General features: G+C 42.4%; 10 protein-coding genes. 1 reads left to right on the forward strand and 9 read right to left on the reverse strand.

Going from position 1 to position 19,321, the window contains the following annotated elements:
• The 7 genes from APA_RS06455 to APA_RS06485 all read right to left on the reverse strand — a co-directional run.
• Nucleotides 1–780, reverse strand: a 780-nt coding sequence (locus APA_RS06455; protein ID WP_201321484.1) for a tetratricopeptide repeat protein, incomplete at its 3' end; no start/stop codon positions are given.
• A gap of 191 nt (nt 781–971) precedes the next feature.
• Nucleotides 972–1,958 (reverse strand): ABC transporter substrate-binding protein, encoded by a 987-nt coding sequence (locus APA_RS06460; RefSeq protein ID WP_201321485.1) that lies wholly within the window; start codon nt 1,956–1,958, stop codon nt 972–974.
• A gap of 174 nt (nt 1,959–2,132) precedes the next feature.
• Nucleotides 2,133–5,633: a tetratricopeptide repeat protein gene (locus APA_RS06465; protein ID WP_201321486.1), complete on the reverse strand. Its 3,501-nt coding sequence runs from the start codon at nt 5,631–5,633 to the stop codon at nt 2,133–2,135.
• Nucleotides 5,634–5,707: 74 nt separating this feature from the next.
• Complete coding sequence (locus APA_RS06470) at nt 5,708–8,947, reverse strand: DUF2225 domain-containing protein (protein ID WP_201321487.1); 3,240 nt, start codon at nt 8,945–8,947, stop codon at nt 5,708–5,710.
• Nucleotides 8,948–9,088: 141 nt separating this feature from the next.
• On the reverse strand, nt 9,089–10,039 hold the full coding sequence (locus APA_RS06475) for a DNA polymerase III subunit delta' (RefSeq protein ID WP_201321488.1): 951 nt from the start codon (nt 10,037–10,039) through the stop codon (nt 9,089–9,091).
• Nucleotides 10,039–10,584 (reverse strand): hypothetical protein, encoded by a 546-nt coding sequence (locus tag APA_RS06480; protein WP_201321489.1) that lies wholly within the window; start codon nt 10,582–10,584, stop codon nt 10,039–10,041. Before APA_RS06480 ends, APA_RS06475 begins: the two co-directional genes overlap by 1 nt.
• A 44-nt stretch (nt 10,585–10,628) precedes the next feature.
• Entirely contained in the window at nt 10,629–10,883 is a 255-nt protein-coding gene (locus APA_RS06485; protein WP_142657519.1) for a hypothetical protein, read from the reverse strand.
• Nucleotides 10,884–11,226: 343 nt separating this feature from the next.
• Between APA_RS06485 and hisS the strand changes: the two genes are divergently transcribed.
• Nucleotides 11,227–12,492 carry a histidine--tRNA ligase gene (gene hisS / locus APA_RS06490; protein ID WP_201321490.1) on the forward strand — a complete coding sequence of 422 codons (1,266 nt, stop codon included), beginning with the start codon at nt 11,227–11,229 and terminating at the stop codon, nt 12,490–12,492.
• A gap of 64 nt (nt 12,493–12,556) precedes the next feature.
• On the opposite strand, the gene APA_RS06495 is transcribed toward hisS, so the two are convergent.
• Entirely contained in the window at nt 12,557–13,012 is a 456-nt protein-coding gene (locus APA_RS06495; protein ID WP_201321491.1) for a response regulator, read from the reverse strand.
• A gap of 14 nt (nt 13,013–13,026) precedes the next feature.
• Complete coding sequence (locus tag APA_RS06500) at nt 13,027–19,206, reverse strand: AAA family ATPase (protein ID WP_201321492.1); 6,180 nt, start codon at nt 19,204–19,206, stop codon at nt 13,027–13,029.
• Between the last annotated feature and the right edge of the window lie 115 nt (nt 19,207–19,321).

Genomic DNA, 19,321 nt, shown 5'->3' on the forward strand with positions numbered 1-19,321 from the left:
GAACTCGATCGCTTTGTCATATTTGCCGAGGGAATAGTAAGCGATTCCCAGATTTCCCAGAGACTGTCCCTCACCGAGACGGTCTTTGATTTCCCGCGCGATCGCTAATCTTTGCAGTTGGTACTCGATCGCTTTGTCATATTTGCCGAGGTAAAGGTAAGCGATTCCCAGATTTCCCAGCGCGGCTCCCTCACCGAGACGATCTTTGATTTCCCGCGCGATTTCTAAGCTTTGCAGTTGGAACTCGATCGCTTTGTCATATTTGCCGAGGGAATTGTAAGCGAGTCCCAGATTTCCCAGAGACTGTCCCTCACCGCTACGGTCTTTGATTTCCCGCACGATCGCTAATCTTTGCAGATGGAACTCGATCGCTTTGTCATATTTGCCGAGGGAATAGTAAGCGAGTCCCAGATTTCCCAGCGACTGTCCCTCACCGCGACGGTCTTTGAGTTCCCGCGCGATCGTTAAGCTTTGCAGATGGAACTCGATCGCTTTGTCATATTGACCTAAATAGTAATATCCAAGTCCTAATCCGTTATAAGCACGACCTTCACAATCCCGATCTTTGAGTTCGCGGCAAATAGCAAGAGCATTAAGATCGGACTCTATCGCGTTTTGGTACTGACTTGCACGTCTCGCTTTAATTCCCAGATCCAGTAACCGAGTTGCTTCTGCTTTGCGGTCTTGATTTGTTTGTGCTTGGACGCTTTCACTCATCACTATCTGCACTTGCCCACAAGCCAAAAAAGTCAACATCGCAATACTAACAACCTTATTCATCGCCAAAACCCTCGCATTTACATCAAAACCCGCAGTGGCACAACAGACAGCATAAAGCCATATTCCGAAAAATAAGTGATCGTTACAAAAAATGTAACTAAGTACCTTGACGTAATAAAAACTAAAGCCCCAAAAAAGCAAAGCGCCCGTTACGCGGGCGCTTTGCTTTTTTGGGGCTTTAAGGAGAAAGATTATTTTGAGAGTAGCAATGGCAATACATCTACTTTACGGCTGAGGACTTTCTCACTGGTGAGAAAATCAAAGAAATATTGAAAATATTTAACATCGTCAGCAGAAAACTCATCAAACATTCTGTAGTCTGGTAGAGGTACTCGACTGGTCAGCGCGGGATTGATTTTTGTATAACGCTGCAAATATTTACGCGATAGAATTGGATTGCGGCGTACTTCCATCACTCCCATGCGATAGGCGGTAATAAATTTTTGGGCGATCGCAGGATACTCCGCAAGAAACTTAGTACTGATTGCTGCCGAGCCTCCAAACCAAGGCGCTAGAGGATCGCCAAGAATGTACTTAGAAACAACTCCTGCTTCGAGAGTGCGCGTTTTGCCTTCACTTCGTCCCACAGTGCCGATCGGTTCCAAAGTATAAGCACTATCTACTTCTCCTGACTCGATCGCGGCAATATGCTTGTCAAAGGACAAAGGCACTATTTGGGCATTAGGATAGCCATTTTTTGCCAAAATCGCTTTGGCTAAAGCAATATTCTGAGGACCCAATCCCGAACAAACTTTTTTACCGTTTAGTTCGCTAATCTGTTTGATTTCGCTATTTTTGGCAACGACAAACTGTTCGAGGACAAACTTAGTATTACTGCTATTGGAACAGATAATCTTGAAAAAACCTGGGGATTTATCCTCGCCGATCGCTAAATTTCCAGATGAGACTCCATTGCCCGCAGCCTGAATCTTTCCTTTAATGATTCCTTCGACAACTTCTTGAGGATTAGCAAAGGCGATCGCCTCCACATCCAGTCCCATTTTGGTGAAGTAACCCTTTTCTAGGGCTAAGTAGAGCGGTAATGCTGGAGTTACGGCTGGATAGCCAATGACAATTTTTGGGTTTTTAGCTTGAGCATTGCTACTCAATGCGTTGGCAAAAATTGCTCCAGTCGTTCCTCCTAATAGCTGCAAAAAATTCCGTCTACGAATTCTCATAGGGATTTACCTAAGTTTAGGGTCTTAATTAAGGTATTGCTGATGATGAGCCGCGCAAAATAGGGCTCATCATCACATCTTTCTAATCTTTATTTAGTAACATGGGCGCGATCTCTATTTCTGAATCAGCCGTTACAAAAAAGACGCAGCAATTAATCTGGCAATTTTCTCTCCCTATAACCCATTACCGATCGCAAAAAATGCAGACCAATAATTAGGATGATTGAAATTAGAAGATTTAATCAGTGATATTTGTGCTCTGCGCAAAGCTTCAGTAACATTAACATCACCTTTCTGTAACTCTTTATAAAAAGCTGCCATGAGAGCTTGTGTGCCAGCATCATCGACTTTCCAAAGAGAGGCGATCGCATTTTTTACACCTGCTTTTTGGACTTGATAGCCAAAGCCAAGAATCTCCACACCATTTTCTAATGTGCTAGTTCCAGTTTGACAAGCACTGAGTACGATTAGCTCTACATTTGGGATTTGCCAATCAGTAATTTCACTCAAACCAATTTTGTCGCCATTGCCAAAAATGATAAATGATTTCTCAGGCGCACCGATATTAAATTCTGCATGGGTGGCTAAATGGAGAATATTATAATTTTTGAATTGGGATTCAATAGCTTGGCGGCTAAATTGCTCTTCTTGAAGCGTAGTTGAGTTTTGGAAGGAGTTAGCGATCGCTTCCACTTCTTTAAGCGTAGCAGGTAATCCTGACTGACCAAACCTTTTCTCACCTCCTTTGCCACCAAAAGCGCCAGCGAGAATACTTGGCGACACTTTTTGCTTAGCTACAAAATCACTGAGACTGTAGGAAATCAGATTGCTAATGCGATATTTCTCAATTAGCCATTGCTTGCCATCATAGAGAGCTGCAAGGGGAACATAACGCAATTGTCCATCAGGTGCATAGAGGATTGTTTGCGCTTTTGCTTGAATGAGTTCCTGCTCTATGGGTTTAATCAACAGTTTATATAGTTCTTTTGCTGGCTCTAGTACATCTTCAGATCCAGCATCTAATAGACTAGATTTGAAATCAATGATTAATTCTTCTAGTTTCGATTTAGAGATTTTGACATTACGGCTGATGGGGGAACTGTTAGCAGAAAAGAGGACTAATTCTAAGCGATCGCTAAGAATCAAAGGATAAATTAAAACGACTCCCTGAGGAAGCTTTTGGAGATGTACAGGAACCTTATTAATCTCTGACTGCGGGAGTTGTTGGATTTCACGGAAAAGTAGACGATTAAATTCAGAGAGTTTTTCAAGGCTGATTGTTGGCAAATGACTAAGCACCTCTTTTTCTGGCGCTAAAAATCTCACGCCCTCTGCTGTGCGCTCATTCCCTTTCACATTTTTGAGATAGTCTTCTAGCTCCTGAATTTTGAGCAGGTCGATAATTTGCAATGCTTCCATCACCCGTCCTTGCTGGAGCAATAAATCACCAAGACGACGATAGGTGAGGGAGACGGTTGCTAAATATTTAGTTTGATCCTCTTTGCTCAAGCCTCTGATATCTTTGCGAATGGACTCAGTGACATTGATCGATTGTTTGTAGAAAACGATCGCTGATTCAACTTGATTCTGTTGGGATAGCAAAAAACCCATATTATTGAGGATTGCTCTTTCTCCTTCGCGATTGCCAATTTTTCGGGAGACTTCTAAGGCTTGCTGATAAGAAACAAAGGCTTTTTGCGGTTGTTTGATTGCGCTGTAAGCGACTCCTAAAAAGTTAAGGGAATTACCTTCTTCTTTTTGATCGCCAATTTGTTTGGCGATGCTCAAGGCTTTTTCAAAGAAGTTAATGCTTTCTTGATGCTGACCGATATCGTTGTAAATCAGACCCAAATTGTTTGTCGCAACGCCTTCTCCTTCACGATTACCGATCTTTTGAGCAATGTCAAAGGCTTGCTGATAGGATTCGGCTGCTTTTTGATACTGTCCTAAACTCCGATAGGCTAAACCGAGATTATTGAGAGTATTTCCTTCCCCATTTCGATCGCCAATGTTTTTTAAAATCGTTAAGGCAGGCTGAAAAAAGTCGATCGCTTTTTGATATTGACCTAAATTGTTATACACCAATCCCAAATTACCTAGCAAATTTGCCTCGCCGTTGCGATCGCCAATTTGTTTTAAGACGGACAAGGACTGCTGATAGAAGTTAATCGTTTTGTGATACTGACCTAAATAATAGTAGTTACCGCCAAGATTGCCTAATTGAGTCCCTTCACCATTGCGATCGCCAATTTCTTTAGCAATGCTTAAAGATTTTTCATTGAAGTCAATCGCTTTTTGATATTGACCCAAACTGCTATAGGCTTTAGCCAAATTACCTAACGCGCCGCCTTCACTGCGGCGATCGCCTATTTGCTTGGCGATGGTTAGCGCCTGTTGATGGAATTCTATAGCTTTTTGGTATTGCCCAAGATTGTTATATACCAAACCAATATTCGCTAGAGAACTACCGACACCTCGAAAATCACCAATTTGCTTAGAAATTTCTGCGGCTCGCTGATGGAATTCCAAGGATTTTTGATATTGTCCTAAAGCGTCGTAGGCAAGCCCCAAATTCCCCAATGCGTCACCTTCAGAAAGGAGGTTCTTAAATTGCTTGGCGATCGCCAAAGCTTGCTCAAATAAATCAATGGATTTCTGATATTGTCCTAGTGAATAGTAGGCATTACCCATATTATTTAGGGTGACTCCTTCGCTGTTGCGATCGCCAAGCTGTTTTCTAATCGCCAAATCCTGTTGAAAAGACTCAATCGCTTTCTGATATTGCCCCAAATTGAAATAAGTGTTGCCTAAATTGGTCAATGCCGAAGCTTGATTATATAGATTCCCAATTTGTTTTGAGAGCGCTAGTCCTTCTTGCAAGGCGGAGATCGCAGGCTGATATTGTCCCAAATTTCTGTACGCTACAGCCATATTGATGATGGTATTGCTTTCTCCAAGTCGATCTTTAATCTCTTTGAAAATCACCAAAGACTGTTTATAGAATTCAATCGCCTGTTGATATTTCTGTAATGAATAATATGTAAGCCCTAGATTCGATATGGCATTGGCTTCACCTTGGCGATCGCTTAGTTCTTTAGAAACAGTAATCACCCGTTGATATAGCGAGATGTTTTCTTGATATTTACCCAAAGCTTGATAAATGACAATTAATCCACCCAGAGTTGTCCTCTCGTTAGCGCGATCGCCAATTTGCTGCCGAATGGTCAAAGCTTGCTTGTAAAGGTCAATTGCTTTGTCGTATTGTCCTAGAGATGCATGGGCTAGCCCTAGATTGTTATAGGAATTACTTTGTCCTTGGCGATCGTTGATTTGGATTCTAATTGCCAAAGATTGCTCGTGGAAGGCGATCGCTTGTTGGTACTTGCCCATATAGTTGTGGGCTAGCCCTAAGTTACCCAGTAGTTTCGCTTCATCAATGGGGCTTTTTAACGCTCGAAATATTTCTAAGGACTTTTGCCAAATGGCGAGCGCCTCAGGATATTTTTTATTGGCATATAGCTGCGTTCCTTGCTCCAGTAGCTGTGTTGCTTGGGTTTTGCGGTCTATGGCTTCTTGCGCAAAACTGCGATCGCTGCTAAGGGAGACTTGCACAGGTAAGCAAGATAAAAAAGCGATCAAGGTGATTTGTCCTGCCGCGCCCAAATTTTTATGCATAGCCGCAACTTTTTCTCTAACTACAAAACTCAATCTAGTTTAACAATACAGGCTCTAAACTTTATCCGCAAAATCTATAACCCGTTACCGATCGCAAAAAACGCCGACCAGTAGAAAGGATGATTGTGATTTGACGATTTAATTAGGGAAACTTGTGCTTTGCGTAATGCCTCAGCTATGGGGACATCACCTTTTTTTAGTTCTCCATAAAATGCTTCCATGAGGGCTTGTGTACCTGCGTCATCGACTTTCCAGAGTGAGGCGATCGCGACTCTGGCTCCTGCCGCTTGCATTTGATAGCCTAAACCGAGAATCTCGACACCATTGCCTAACTTGCTACCTAGTCCTGACTGACAGGCACTCAGCACCACAAGATCGACATTCTTTAAATCCCAGTCTTTAAGCTCACCAATCGTTACCTTCTCCCCATTACCAAACACAATAAAAGAATCTTCAGGTGTGCCAACTAATAATTGACCATGAGTAGCAAGGTGCAAAATCGTATGGGAATTTGCTCTATCTGCTGTTACCTTCTTGGTAAAGTCCTTTTCGATCAGACTGGTAGTATTAGGAAATAAGCTAGTAATTTTCTGGACTTCAGGAATTGAGGCAGGTAAGCCGTTAAAGCCTGAACGGGTTTCACCTCCTTTACCACCAAATGCTCCTGCGAAGATGTGAGGATTGGCGATCGCTTTGCTGTTAAAAGCAGTTAATGATTCGGCGGTGATGTTATTCACACGATATTTCTCGACTAGCCATTGTTTGCCATCATAGAGACTCGCAAGGGGAATATAGCGCAGTTGTCCATCGGGAGCATAGATGATCGTGTTGATTTTGAGTTGATTGAGTTCGCTTTCAAAGGGTTTAATCAGGATGTCATAGAGTTTCTGCGAGGTTTGTTTAACGTCTTCTGAGCCTGAATCTTGCAAGTCTGCGCGTAAAGCGATGATTAGCTGATTCAGTTGTTCGCGTTTGATGTTGACGGTGCGGCGTAGGGGTGGGATTTTGGTATTGAGAATGACTAGCTCTAGGCGATCGCTGAGAATGAGGGGATAGAGGAGAACGGCGTTAGGGAATTGCGATAGAAGATCTTTTTGTAATTTGCGGTATTTGGCAATATCAACATTTTGGTTGTCTTCGTTGCGGCGGAGTTCGGTGATCAGTTTTTTGATTTGGGGGCTGTCGAGAAAGGCGTTAAATTGTTTGTTTTGATCGCGTTCGGCTTGGACGAGTTGGGAGAGGCGTTGTTGTTCGGTTTCGTTCAGTTTGCCTTCACGGTCTTTTTGTTGCAGTTGGTTGAGTTCACCTGCAAGGGCGATGATGTTCTGCTCGGGGCGTTGGAGATCGACTCCTTGGGCGGTTTGATCGTTGCCGCGCACGGTGCGGAGGTAGTCGCTAAGTTCTTGGACTTTGAGTAAATCGAGGACTTGTTGGGCTTCGAGGATGCGGTCTTGTTTGAGCAAGAGATCGGCAAGATCGCGATAGGAAGTTTCGACCGTAGATAGGTAAGATTTCTGTTCTGCTTGGCTTAATCCGCGAATATCTTTACGAATAGACTCTCGGACATTGATCGATTGTTTGTAAAAGAGAATAGCTAATTCAGGCTGTTTTTTAATCGCCAGCAATTTACCCAGATTGCTAAGTACAGTACCCTCCCCATCGCGATCGCCGATTTCCCTTGCGATGGTTACCGCTTGCTGATATATATCCAGTGCTTGCTGGTGCTGTCCTCGATTGGCATAAGCTACACCCAGATTGCGGAGTGCCGTACCTTCGCTATCGCGATTTTTAATTTCTCTGGCGATCGCTAAAGCTTGTTGATAAATTTCAATCGCCTGCTCATTCTGCCCTAAATTACGATAAGTATTCGCCAAATTGACTAGTACTCGACCTTTACTAGCAGTATCTTTGATTTTCTGCATTATCGTCAAAGCTTGCTGATGCATGACAATTGCCTTGTCAAATTGTTGGGAACTGTCATAGGCATTACCTAGATTGCTCAATACTGCTCCTTCACGGGCGATATCTTTGATTTCGCGTGCGATCGCTAATTCTTGCTGATATAGGGCAATTGCTTTGTCGAATTGACCTAACCTTTCGTAAGCCAGCCCCAAATTACTGAGTACGATGCCTTCCGCCATCCGAGCTTGGATTTCTGGCAGAATCACATAATATCGCGGCGCAAAAAAACGAATTGCGATTTCATCCTGTCCTAAGCTGTCGTAAAGTCGATCTCTAGCTATATTACTGAGCAATCCTTCTCTATCACGATGATCAATGCTGCGGGCGATCGCTAAAGATTGCTGATAAAGAGCGATCGCTTGTTCATATTTTCCTAACTTCAGATAAGCGTTACCGAGCTTAACCAAAATTCCTGCTTGAGCAATCCGATCTATCAGTTTGCGAGATAGCTCTAAGCCCTGCCGATAGAACTTAATAGCCTGTGTATATTGTCCTAAATTGCGATAGCCATCACCTAAACTGATTGTGGCTATAGCTTGCCTAGTAGGATCTGGAGACATTCTCGAACTTACTAACATCTGCTGAAAAATCGCGATTGCTAGTTCATATTTTCCTGCCTTCAGATAAACATTACCTAAATTATCTAGCAAGTTACGTTCTTGTTCCCGATCTTTCAGTTCCCTCGCAATTACCAAGGCTTGCTGATACATGACAATGGAACGTTCATAGTCTCTAGAAAATTGGTAAGCTTGGGCGAGATTATAGATGACTCTTACTTGCTCTGTCAGGAGCTTTCTCTGCCGCACGATCGCTAATTCTTGCTCATAAACTGCGATTATTTTTTGATATTGTCCTAAATCCGCATAAATAAGCACAAGTTCTCCGATAACTTCTCTCAAGTAGGCGTGAGGGAGATCGTTGATTGTCGTCCTGATTGCCAAAGCTTGTTCATAAAATATCGTGGCTTTCTCTGCTTGATTCAGAATTGAGTAAGCATGTCCTATGCGAAAAAGTGTTGTACTCTCATCAAGGGGAGCTATATTCTTAAGTTCTCTCATGATTAGCAATGACTGCTCATAAAACTTGATCGCTTTTTGGTACTCTTCAAGTGCGTCATAAGCCTTACCTAGACCATTCAATGAGTTACCTTCACCCTTGCGATCTTTAATCTCACGGTAAATTTGTAAAGCTTGCTCCCAAGCTTGTAATGCTTCCTGATATTTATTAGCTTGATATTGCTGATTTCCTTGTTTGTAAAGTCGTTCGGCTGCTGCTTTACGATCTTGGATAGATTGCGATCTCGCAGCATCGCATACTACCAGTTGCACTTGCCCACAAGATAAGACTGTCAAAAGTGCTATCTCCAAACCTATACGCATACCTCACCTCGTAGTAACTACAATTCTTTACCTCTACAGTCCATTGCCGATCTCCTATTGCTCACAAACTGTCAGGATCTTAACCCAACTCCCTTAGCTATTAATTGTCGCGATTTAGATCTTTCCTGCTATTTGTAGAAGCGTCACTTCCCAAACTAGTCTCGGTTGCACATAACGGGCAATCAATTCCCGCGCTTTATCAAGATGTTGTAGAACTGACTTCGTTCTTTGCTGCTCCCAAAAATAATTTTGTAAATAATCAATCAGCCATAACTGCAAATCTACATCTAGTTCCTTGTTGATTTGTTTGGCGATCGCCATCGCACTTTTCGCATCGTTAGGAATTTGGCGGACTAAGTTTAATAGCTCGGCAGGAATACTTTTGAAGCGATCGAATGACTCGATCGCATTACCCGCAGAACCTTGCGCCAGTGCCACCACTTCGGGCGGAATATCAGTATGACCTTCGCGAGTGAGGACTTCTTGCATTTGCGCTTGATTGAGCCTCGTAAAGGGAATGCGTTGGCAGCGCGAAACTAGCGTCGGCAAAATTGAGCCAGCATCGGGAACGATCAAAATAATTGTGGCGTAAAGAGGTTCTTCGAGGGTTTTGAGCAAACTGTTGGCGGCGGACTCAGCCATCGATTGCGCTTCTTCGAGGATCACGACCGATCGCTTGCTTTCAAGAGGCGATCGGCTGACAAATTCGCTAATTTCGCGCACTTGCTCGATCCTGATCTGGGGCAATGCACGACGCTTTAGCCCCGCTGTGTCTGCTTCCTTTGCCGTCAGCATTTTACCCTTATCTAAATAAGTCGGCTCCACCCATAGCAAATCGGGATGATTGCGATCGCTTAGCCGATTAGCCGACTTGCGATCGCCTAATAAAATCTCTGCAAATGCTGATGCTGTTTTGCTGCGTCCTACACCACTCGCACCAGCAAATAAATAGGCTGGCGCAATGCGATCTCGTTTGATCGCAGCTTTTAATAGAGCGATCGCTTGACCTTGACCAACGACGAGATCGAATGGTGAATTTAGAGATGGATTTGGGGCAGTTACCACTAGTCATTCCACAAATGTTGTGATGCTCTCCTTGAGTCATGGGATCTTAAACCTACTGGAAAACGACGATCTCGATTTCCAGAATCGAGATCGTCAGCATTGCGCCGTCTTAGCCACGATCGGATCGCCTCATCAATAATTGCCGCAGGGTTATCAGTTATTTCCAATAGTTCAGTCAGCAACTCTGGTGCAATGTCCACTTTATAGGAAAGATCGATCTCAGGAAGGTTTGCTTGATTCGCAGTCGGATCTGGTGAAGATGCCGAAGCTTGATCGCTATGATCGGTCAGTTTTCCTTCAAGACTTATTTCATTATTAGCTAGGTTATTCACTGCATCTTTTGCGTTATTAGGTGAACTTGGGGCGATCGCAGCAGATTTAATTTCATTTAGGTTGTTTTGATTACTAACATCTTGCTTATCTAAAGTTAGCTTGCGCCAAATTAGTTTGCTCAAATTGACGATCGTAAACATTATTAGAATAAGTCCGAACTGAAATAGTCCAATAATCAAGATCAGCCTTTCTTTTAGCCAAAATTCATACATAATTTCTGGGTTCTACATAGTACCGATAGCTTTCCTGATTGATCCTAATCATTCCACTCGCCGCGAGGAGGCACAACTGGATTCATCGTCAGGGGGCGCGAGCGATCGGCTTCTTTGATCGCCCGACGCTGCAACCATTGACGGATCGCTGTATCGATCGCCTGTTCAGGATCGTTAGTTACTTCACCTAGCTCAGCAAGTAAAGCAGGGTCGATGTCTATACTTTTTAGCACCTCATTAAATACTGCTTCATTAGCCGATTGGTTTATTTGCGGTACGTTGGCGTTATCTTCTGGCATAAGGAATATTTAAATTAACTGGCACTATCCAGATTTTACCTAGATTTGTTACCTCCTGAATGTACAGTGCGATCGCAATCTCTCCAAACCCAAAAACAAAAGACAGCGCTTTGCGCCGTCTCCTTAAATATTGAAAGTATTGCAAAGCAATACTTTCAACAAAAATGGGGGTTTTCGCGACCAAAAACTCTGTATTCTGGAATAAGTAACTCAGCCGAATTAAAAAGACAGTAACAGAATCTGTACCGCCCGCGTAGCGGGCGGTACAGATTCTGGAGTTTTATATTTAATTTTGCCTAGCTACTTAACATCACAGTCTCATGTAAATCACCCGTTAGTATCCATGTCTTCACTTCAGGTCACACGCGGCACTCGCGACATCCTCGCTCCCGAAATTTATTACTGGCAGCAGTTAGAGACAACTGCGCGTCAAATTCTCAGTCAAGCCGCCTATACCGAGATTCGTACACCCATTTTTGAAGCAACTGAGCTATTTGCAAGGGGTATCGGTGAAGCCACAGATATTGTCGGTAAAGAAATGTACAGCTTTAGCGATCGCGGCGATCGTTCTTTGACTTTGAGACCTGAAGGCACGGCAGGTGTGGCACGATCATATATTGAAAATAAATTATTTGCCCAAGGTGGCGTACAGCGACTCTGGTACATGGGCGCAATGTTTCGCTATGAGCGTCCGCAAGCCGGTCGCCAACGCCAATTTCATCAGTTAGGTGTCGAAGTAATAGGCAGCGCCGATCCGCGTGCTGATGCTGAAGCGATCGCGATCGCCAGTGATTTTTTACAATCAGTTGGTTTAAAAGATTTAGTCGTCGATCTTAATTCGGTCGGCAGTGCTGAAGATCGGGTTGCTTATCGTCAAGCCTTGGTGGACTATTTCACACCCTTTGTTGAGGAAATTGGTGCTGATTCACGCGATCGCCTGACTCGCAATCCTCTCAGAATTCTCGATAGCAAGGACAAACGCACTCAAGAAATTTCTCAAGATGCGCCCAGTATTCTCGATTATTTAAGCCCTGAGTCGCAACAACATTTCGAGAAAGTCCAAAGCCTATTAGCCGATCTCAATATTGCCTATCGGATCAATCCTCGTCTTGTGCGTGGCTTGGACTACTACACCCGTACTGCCTTTGAGATTCAATCTAATCTCCTCGGCGCACAGTCGGCAGTCTGTGGTGGTGGACGTTACGATCGCCTAATTTCGGAGTTAGGCGGCGCGGATGTACCTGCGATCGGTTGGGCGATCGGTTTAGAGCGTCTGGTCATTCTCATGCAACAGGTTGCCGAACAAAAACAAGCAGCGATCGACTTTTACATTATTTCTCGTGGTGAACAAGCTGAAGCTAAGGCTTTATCCATTGCTCAACTATTCCGTAAAGCAGGATTTACAGTAGAACTCGATCTCAGTGGTGCAAAGTTTGATAAACAATTCAAACGGGCTAGTAATGCTAATGCGAAAGCTGCCATCGTCATCGGTGATAGCGAAATCGAAGCAGGACAAGTTCAAATCAAATGGCTAGAGTCTGGCGATCAAGAAGCACTAGCGATCGCCGATCTCAGCGACAGTTTTGAGGCACTGCGACAAAAGTTGTAGCTATTTTTTTGCTTCTGTTCTCCCCACCATGACAGTTGTTAAATCGATGACTGATTGGAACTAATCAATAGTTTGAAGTTCGATTCATTAAAACCCAATAAAGTCCTAGTTGCTCGACAGATTTGTTAAATTGCTCAAAATCTACGGGTTTGACAATGTAGCTATTCACGCCAAATTTGTAACTCTCGATGATGTCGCTATCTTGAGCGGAAGAAGTCATCACTACAATCGGAATAATTTGGGTACGGGGATCGGCTTTTATTTGGCGCAAAACCTCTAATCCACTTACTTTCGGCAACTTTAAATCCAGTAAAATTATCTTAGGATGATCGGTGATTTGTCGATGAGCATAAGCCCCGCGACAAAAAATAAAATCGAGAGCCTCAGCCCCATCTTGCAATAATTCAATGTGATTAGCAATTCGACCACGACGTAATGCCCGTATAGCTAGTTCGGCATCGGCGGGATTATCTTCAACTAAGACAATAAAGATCGGTTGTTCAGGGAATAGCGCTGTCATATTTTGGATGTCTCCTAATTGGGGATTGTGAAGAAAAACGTAGCGCCTTGGTTGACGGCGGCTTCAGCCCAAATCTGTCCGCCATGACGTTGGACGATTCGTTGCACGATCGCTAATCCAATTCCTGTGCCTTCAAAATCGCGCTCAAGGTGCATTCGTTGAAACAAGCCAAACAATTTGTCAGCATATTGCATATCGAAGCCAGCCCCATTATCACGGATAAAGTAAGTATTTTTACTGTTAATTACCTGACAGCCAATTTCAATCCGAGCATTTTCAGTTTTACTTGTATACTTGATTGCGTTGGATATGAGGTTAATCCAAACTTGGGTTAATAGAGAAGAATCGGCTTCACAGTTGGGCAAATCGGCAATTACAAACTCAATTTGCCGATCGCCTATTTCTAATTCAAAGCTATGCAATACTTGTTTGATGAGGTCAATGATGATGATCGATCGCCTTGTTATTTCTTTGCGATTCATCCGCGATAAATTTAAAAGATCGTCGATTAGTTCGCCCATGCGTTTGGCATTGTCGCGCACTATTTTGAGATAGCGATCTCCTTCCGCATCTAAGCGATCGCTGTAGTCCTGTTGTAACATTTTTGAAAATCCATCGATTGCCCTCAATGGAGCGCGGAGGTCATGGGAGACCGAGTAAGAAAAAGATTCTAGTTCTTTGTTTGCTGCTTCCAATTGAGCAGTTCTTTCGATGACTCGATTTTCAAGAGACTGGTTGAGTTGAGACAAAGCCTCGTTAGCATATTTGCGCTGTAACTCGGCGGAAGCTCTCGCCGCAAAAACTTGCAATATATTCCCAATCCTTTCAGTGTCATGAAGCGGTTGGGTATCGAGAATGCAAAGATTCCCGATCGATTCTCCGTTAGCATTTTTTAGGGAAATTCCCATATAGCTCTGGGCTTGCATCGTAACTAGATCGAGATCCTCTGGAAATATTTGCTGTACTAAGCTGTCACAGATAAACTCGCCATTCCTCAAGGCTATTTCGCAAGGAGTATATGCAGGAAAATAAGTAATTGGAGGTTGAATCGCTCCATGCGCCCAAAATGCTAATGCATGAAGCCGATCTCCAACTAACTCAGTGACTAGCGCATATTTGACATGCAAAGCCTCAGCGATATGTTTTGCCAGTGCAGGAAAAAAGTCTTCGCCTGTAACAGCCGCAGTACCTGCAACTAAATTTTGTAATGTTTTTTCCGATCTCGTCAGGGCAGCTTCACGCTCTTTCGCTTCGCTAATATCACGCATGATTGTAGAAATATATTCTAGTTCTCCATTATCAGATTTATGGGTAATAATCATTTGTGAGACTGGAATTTCTATCCCCTCGTGGGTTAATAGCGCCGTTTCGCCCAACCAAACTCCATTGGTAACTGCTGCGGGAATACCTTGATTTTGAATAATGTCTAACGCCCATGCGGGATGATAATTCGGGATCTCTAAATTAGAAACATCGGCATCAGGTGCAAGCCCTTGAACTTTATTGGCTTGAGCGTTATTCCAAATTACTTTCCCTTGAGGTGATGTCATCCCAATAATATCGGTTGAGGCTTGGATAATCGCAATTAGGCGATCGCGTTCTTTTTCGGCTAATTGGCGATCGCTGATTTCGGCTTGCAATGATTGATTTAAATCTTCTTGTTGCTTTAACAGGCGAGCTTTGACAATAGAAATAGCAGCTTGGGATGACAAGAGATTGAGGATTTCTACTCGCTCTGGTGTAAAGGAATTAGGGATTAGATTATTTTCTAATAGAACAATTGCAGTCAAGGTTCCTTGATTTAGCAAAGGCATACAGAGAATTGATTTTGATTGGTACTTAACGATCCAAGGATCGTTTTGAAAATCGCCTAGTTGAGCCGCATTACTTAAAATGACATTCTCTCGCGTGCGAATGACATAATTAACTAGAGAGATTGGCACATAAAAGTTATTGTCAGTAGAAATCTCATCAATGGAAATTGATTGCATAATTACATTTTTGGAATTGATTGCCTTGATAGCTTCAATACGCCATTGCGCTTGAGGATTTACGTTGTTTGGCAAAAGTAAATAACCAGTCTCAGCTCCTGCATTCTCGATTAAGATCGTCATCAAGGTCGCTAAAAGCTGATCGAGCTGAATTTCACTAGCGATCGCTTGAAATGTTTTGAGGACAGACTCTAGATCGATTATATCTAGATTTTTAGAAGATGTGCTAGTAGACAATGAATTGCGTGGATTTTTGTTTGTACTTCTATCTGTCGAATGAACCTCCCAAATCATTGAATAGCGATTTTCCATCTGCTGAACTTTAGCTGTAGCTCCCCATTGGGTGTAGCAATATCTTGCTTCTCGCATATAGGCTTTAGCGATCGTGATACGATTTTGAGCTAGATAAAATTTGGCGGCGAGTTCGTTGGCAAGGGCCTCTTCTTGGATATAGCCATTTTCTTTAGCCCCTGTGATCGCTATATCGTAAGCTTCCATTGCCTCTAAAGTCTGTCCCAATATTCGATATCTTTCGGCTACGATGAGATGCCATTTATGCAAATAATTCATGGGCGCATGGGATGCCCAAAGTTCTATCTTGGCTAGATTTGCCCCAACTTTCACTAAGGTTTGTTCGCGATTGTCAGGCGAAAGTTTTGAATAGATAGCTAACAGATTGAGCGTGTCATAAAAATAAAATAATGCATAGGATTTAATACCTATTCCTGAGTCTAAATACAAACTTACTTGGGAAGCATTCTGATTGGCTTGGTCGTGATTTTCAAACAGATAGCAAAGAATTAGCTGATGAAAATACAACATATACAAGGAGCTGCGATCGCCTGCCTGTGTGTGAATTGGTGTCATCGTCTCAGCGTTATAGATTTCGCCGATTAAACTACAAGGATCTTGGGACTTTCCGAGTAAATTTAAGGTCGCTTGATGGTACGTTTGCAGCCAATTTAAAGTTGTTTGTTGTTTGATTTGGCTTATGAGCTTTCCGTACTCAGTCATTTCTCGTTCCAAAGTGACTAATTCTGCACCCATAAAGTAAAGATAATTGCTATAAAGACATAAGCCATAAGCTGCAAACTCAAAATCGCCTGTTTCAACGCCGATTGCATAAGAACTTAGTAGGGGTGGCAAACTCTCTTGCAGATAGCTTTTCCAATGATTAATAAATACATAAACGATAACAAGGGTTTTTGCTCTCAATGTTTGAGATGTAAATCGATCCAACAGTTGCAGAGCCAGTTGTCCAAATTGATATCCATGTTCCATTTGATTCATCAATCCGCAGAGAATCAAGCCACAAGCCGCATATCCATAGCAAGAACCTTCAGAGTTCCCTTTAGCGATCGATAGTTTAACTAATTGGAGTACGACAAGAATATATAATTCTGGAGCGGCGACATAAGCTGCTGCCGCAATGCTCAAAAGAATGTTGACCGCCGCTAAGGCGATCGCATCGGACATCATCGGCAACTCCAATAAATCATCGACAGAATGCGCCGAGAGGATTGCTTGCAATTCTTGTAGTGCCGATCCGACATCAGCTTGAGAGGCTCGAATCGGCAGTTCTATCCCTAGTAGATTTAAAGTTTCAACGCCAATTCTAATTGCTTCCAACCGCTGATTTTGAGCGACAAATGCTTGGATTTGAATTTCATAAATCTTAATCTTATCTAGTAGAGTTTCCGCACGATTAAAAATTGCAACGGCAAAATCCTCCATCTGCACGAAATCACCGTTTAAAAATGCCGCTTCGACAGCTAACTGATACGCCCCTAACGATAATTCATACTCTCTTTCCCAGCTTGAAGCTCCCAGCAATTCCACACCAGTTTTTGCGAAGTTAAATGCTGCTCTATATGCGGTTGATGCTATAGCTTTTTTGCTGGCAATTAGGTTGAGTTGAGCTAGTTGATCTCGCTCAGACTGACTGGAAATCAGCGCTAAGCTAAGATCGAGGTGATTGACGATATCAAATATTTTTGCTTCTAGCTCTAGAGTGGGAGTGCTTTTGAGTAACTGCTGGCCGATGCTTTGATGGATTTGGGTTCGCGTTACTTCAGAGATTAGAGAGTAGGAGGCTTGTTGAATGCGATCGTGCACAAATTTATAAGCGATCGCAGGGCGAGCATTAGTTAATTCGATACCATAATTTATTGATTCGTAGGCATTGCTGAGTGGTAATATCAATCCTTCAATTATCGCTTCTTTTAGAGAATGCATAGTTTCACGATGAGATGAATCTGATGTAAGTACGAGCATATCAAGATCGAACTGATTGCCAATACAAGAAGCAATTTGAAGTAGATTTTGGGTTTTATCACCCAGTTTTTGAATCTTCGTCGCCATTAACTCCACGACATTATCCGTAATTCCCTTTTCTTGAATCTGAGCGATCGACCATTGCCACGTTCGCGATGAATATTCAAATTGCAATAATTTCTCATCATACAGAGACTTCAGAAACTCATTGATAAAAAATGGATTTCCACCTGTTTTCTGTTGCACTAGTTCCGCAAGGGATAAACAATCAGTTAGAGCGCAATGCAAAGTATCCGCAATAAGCTGATTAATATCAGTGAGATTTAATTCTGATAGCGAAACTTGGCTAATTATTCCATCTGCTTGCTGAATATTCGCAATCATTTGCATCATCGGATGAGCAGTATTCACCTCATTATCTCGATATGCACCAATCAATAGCAGAAATTGCTTTGAGGTTGCTGTTGCCAATAGCTCTAGCAATTTCAAGGAAGCGCGATCGGTCCATTGCAGATCGTCTAAAAAAATGACAAGTGGATGTTCAAATTTAGCAAAAACCTGAATAAAGCTTTGGAAAACTCGATTAAAGCGATTCTGTGATTCGCTAGCCGATAGATTAGCCGATGAATTAGCGATCGCTAATTCATCAGCTTTCTTGCCAATAATCAATTCCAGTGATGGAATCACCTGCGTAATCAAGTGACTATTTATTCCCAATGCCGCGATAAGTTGCGATCGCCATTCACTTAAATCTTCCGCGCTCTCAGTCAGCAATTGCTTGATCAAGCCCTGAAAAGCTTGAATGATTGCAAAATATGGGATATCACGTTGGTACTGCTCAAATTTACCAGATATATAATACCCGCGACTTTTTGTGAGTGGCTTTTGGATTTCTTGCACTAATCTGGACTTGCCAATCCCCGAGTATCCTGACACCAAAACCATCTCCACGAGATCGCCTGAATCTTCGATTGCCGTTACCCTCTCAAAGGCAGCTAATAAAACCTCAACTTCATTAGTTCGACCGTAAAGTTTTTCGGAAATCAAGAATCTATCCGCAATATCTTGCTCTGCCAACTCAAAAGTCTCGATTTTACATTCTATCTGCAACTGACTTAGACAATTCTCTAAATCCGCTTTTATGCCCCATACACTCTGGTATCTGTCTTCGGCATTCTTCGCCAGTAACTTCAAGATAATTTGTGAAAGTATTGGTGGAATCTGCCGATCAATTAAGTTTGGAGCGATCGGCTCTAGTGCTAAATGATAATGAATTAGTTCTAACGGATCGCTAGACTCAAATGGCAAACGCCCCGTTAACATCTCATAAAAAGTCACCCCCAGCGAATAAATGTCAGTGCGATAATCTAGCGATCGATTCATCCGACCAGTCTGTTCGGGGGATATGTAGGCAAAAGTTCCTTCTAACAGTTCAATGCGATCGAGCATTAATGTCTCTTTTTTTAAATCAGAAGCAATTCCAAAATCAATTATCTTTAATTGCTGAGTATCTGGATTAAAAACTATATTTGAGGGATTGATATCTTTATGAATAATATTAGCTTGATGAATGTAACCGATTCCTTCACAAATTTTAATTGCTAATGTTAAAAATTCAAATATATTGAGTTTTTTTGCATCCAAAAATGACGCTAATGACTCCCCCCCAAAATCTTCCAATACAATTAGAAAGCCATATTGATGTTGTTTGAAATCATAGGCAGCGATCGCAAGATCTGAACCAAGACTTCTGGTGATTTCATATTCCAGCTTATATCTTCCAATTACTTGTGCAGTAGGAAATTCTGTATTTAAAACTTTAAAAATAACTGGTAAGTTATCTTGATTTCGGCGACCTCGATAAACTTTAGAGTTTGAACTTTCATAGATCTTCTCGAATACTTGATAATCAGACAAGTTTAACAACATAATTACTCCATCTTGATTGTTAGATTATTTTTTTGTTGACTTTTAAATTGTAAAGAAGAACGTAGCGCCTTGGTTGACGGGGCACTGGACAGTTAAAACGTGATCGACGTATTTG

The organism is Pseudanabaena sp. lw0831 (assembly GCF_016584665.1).
GTDB lineage: Bacteria > Cyanobacteriota > Cyanobacteriia > Pseudanabaenales > Pseudanabaenaceae > Pseudanabaena.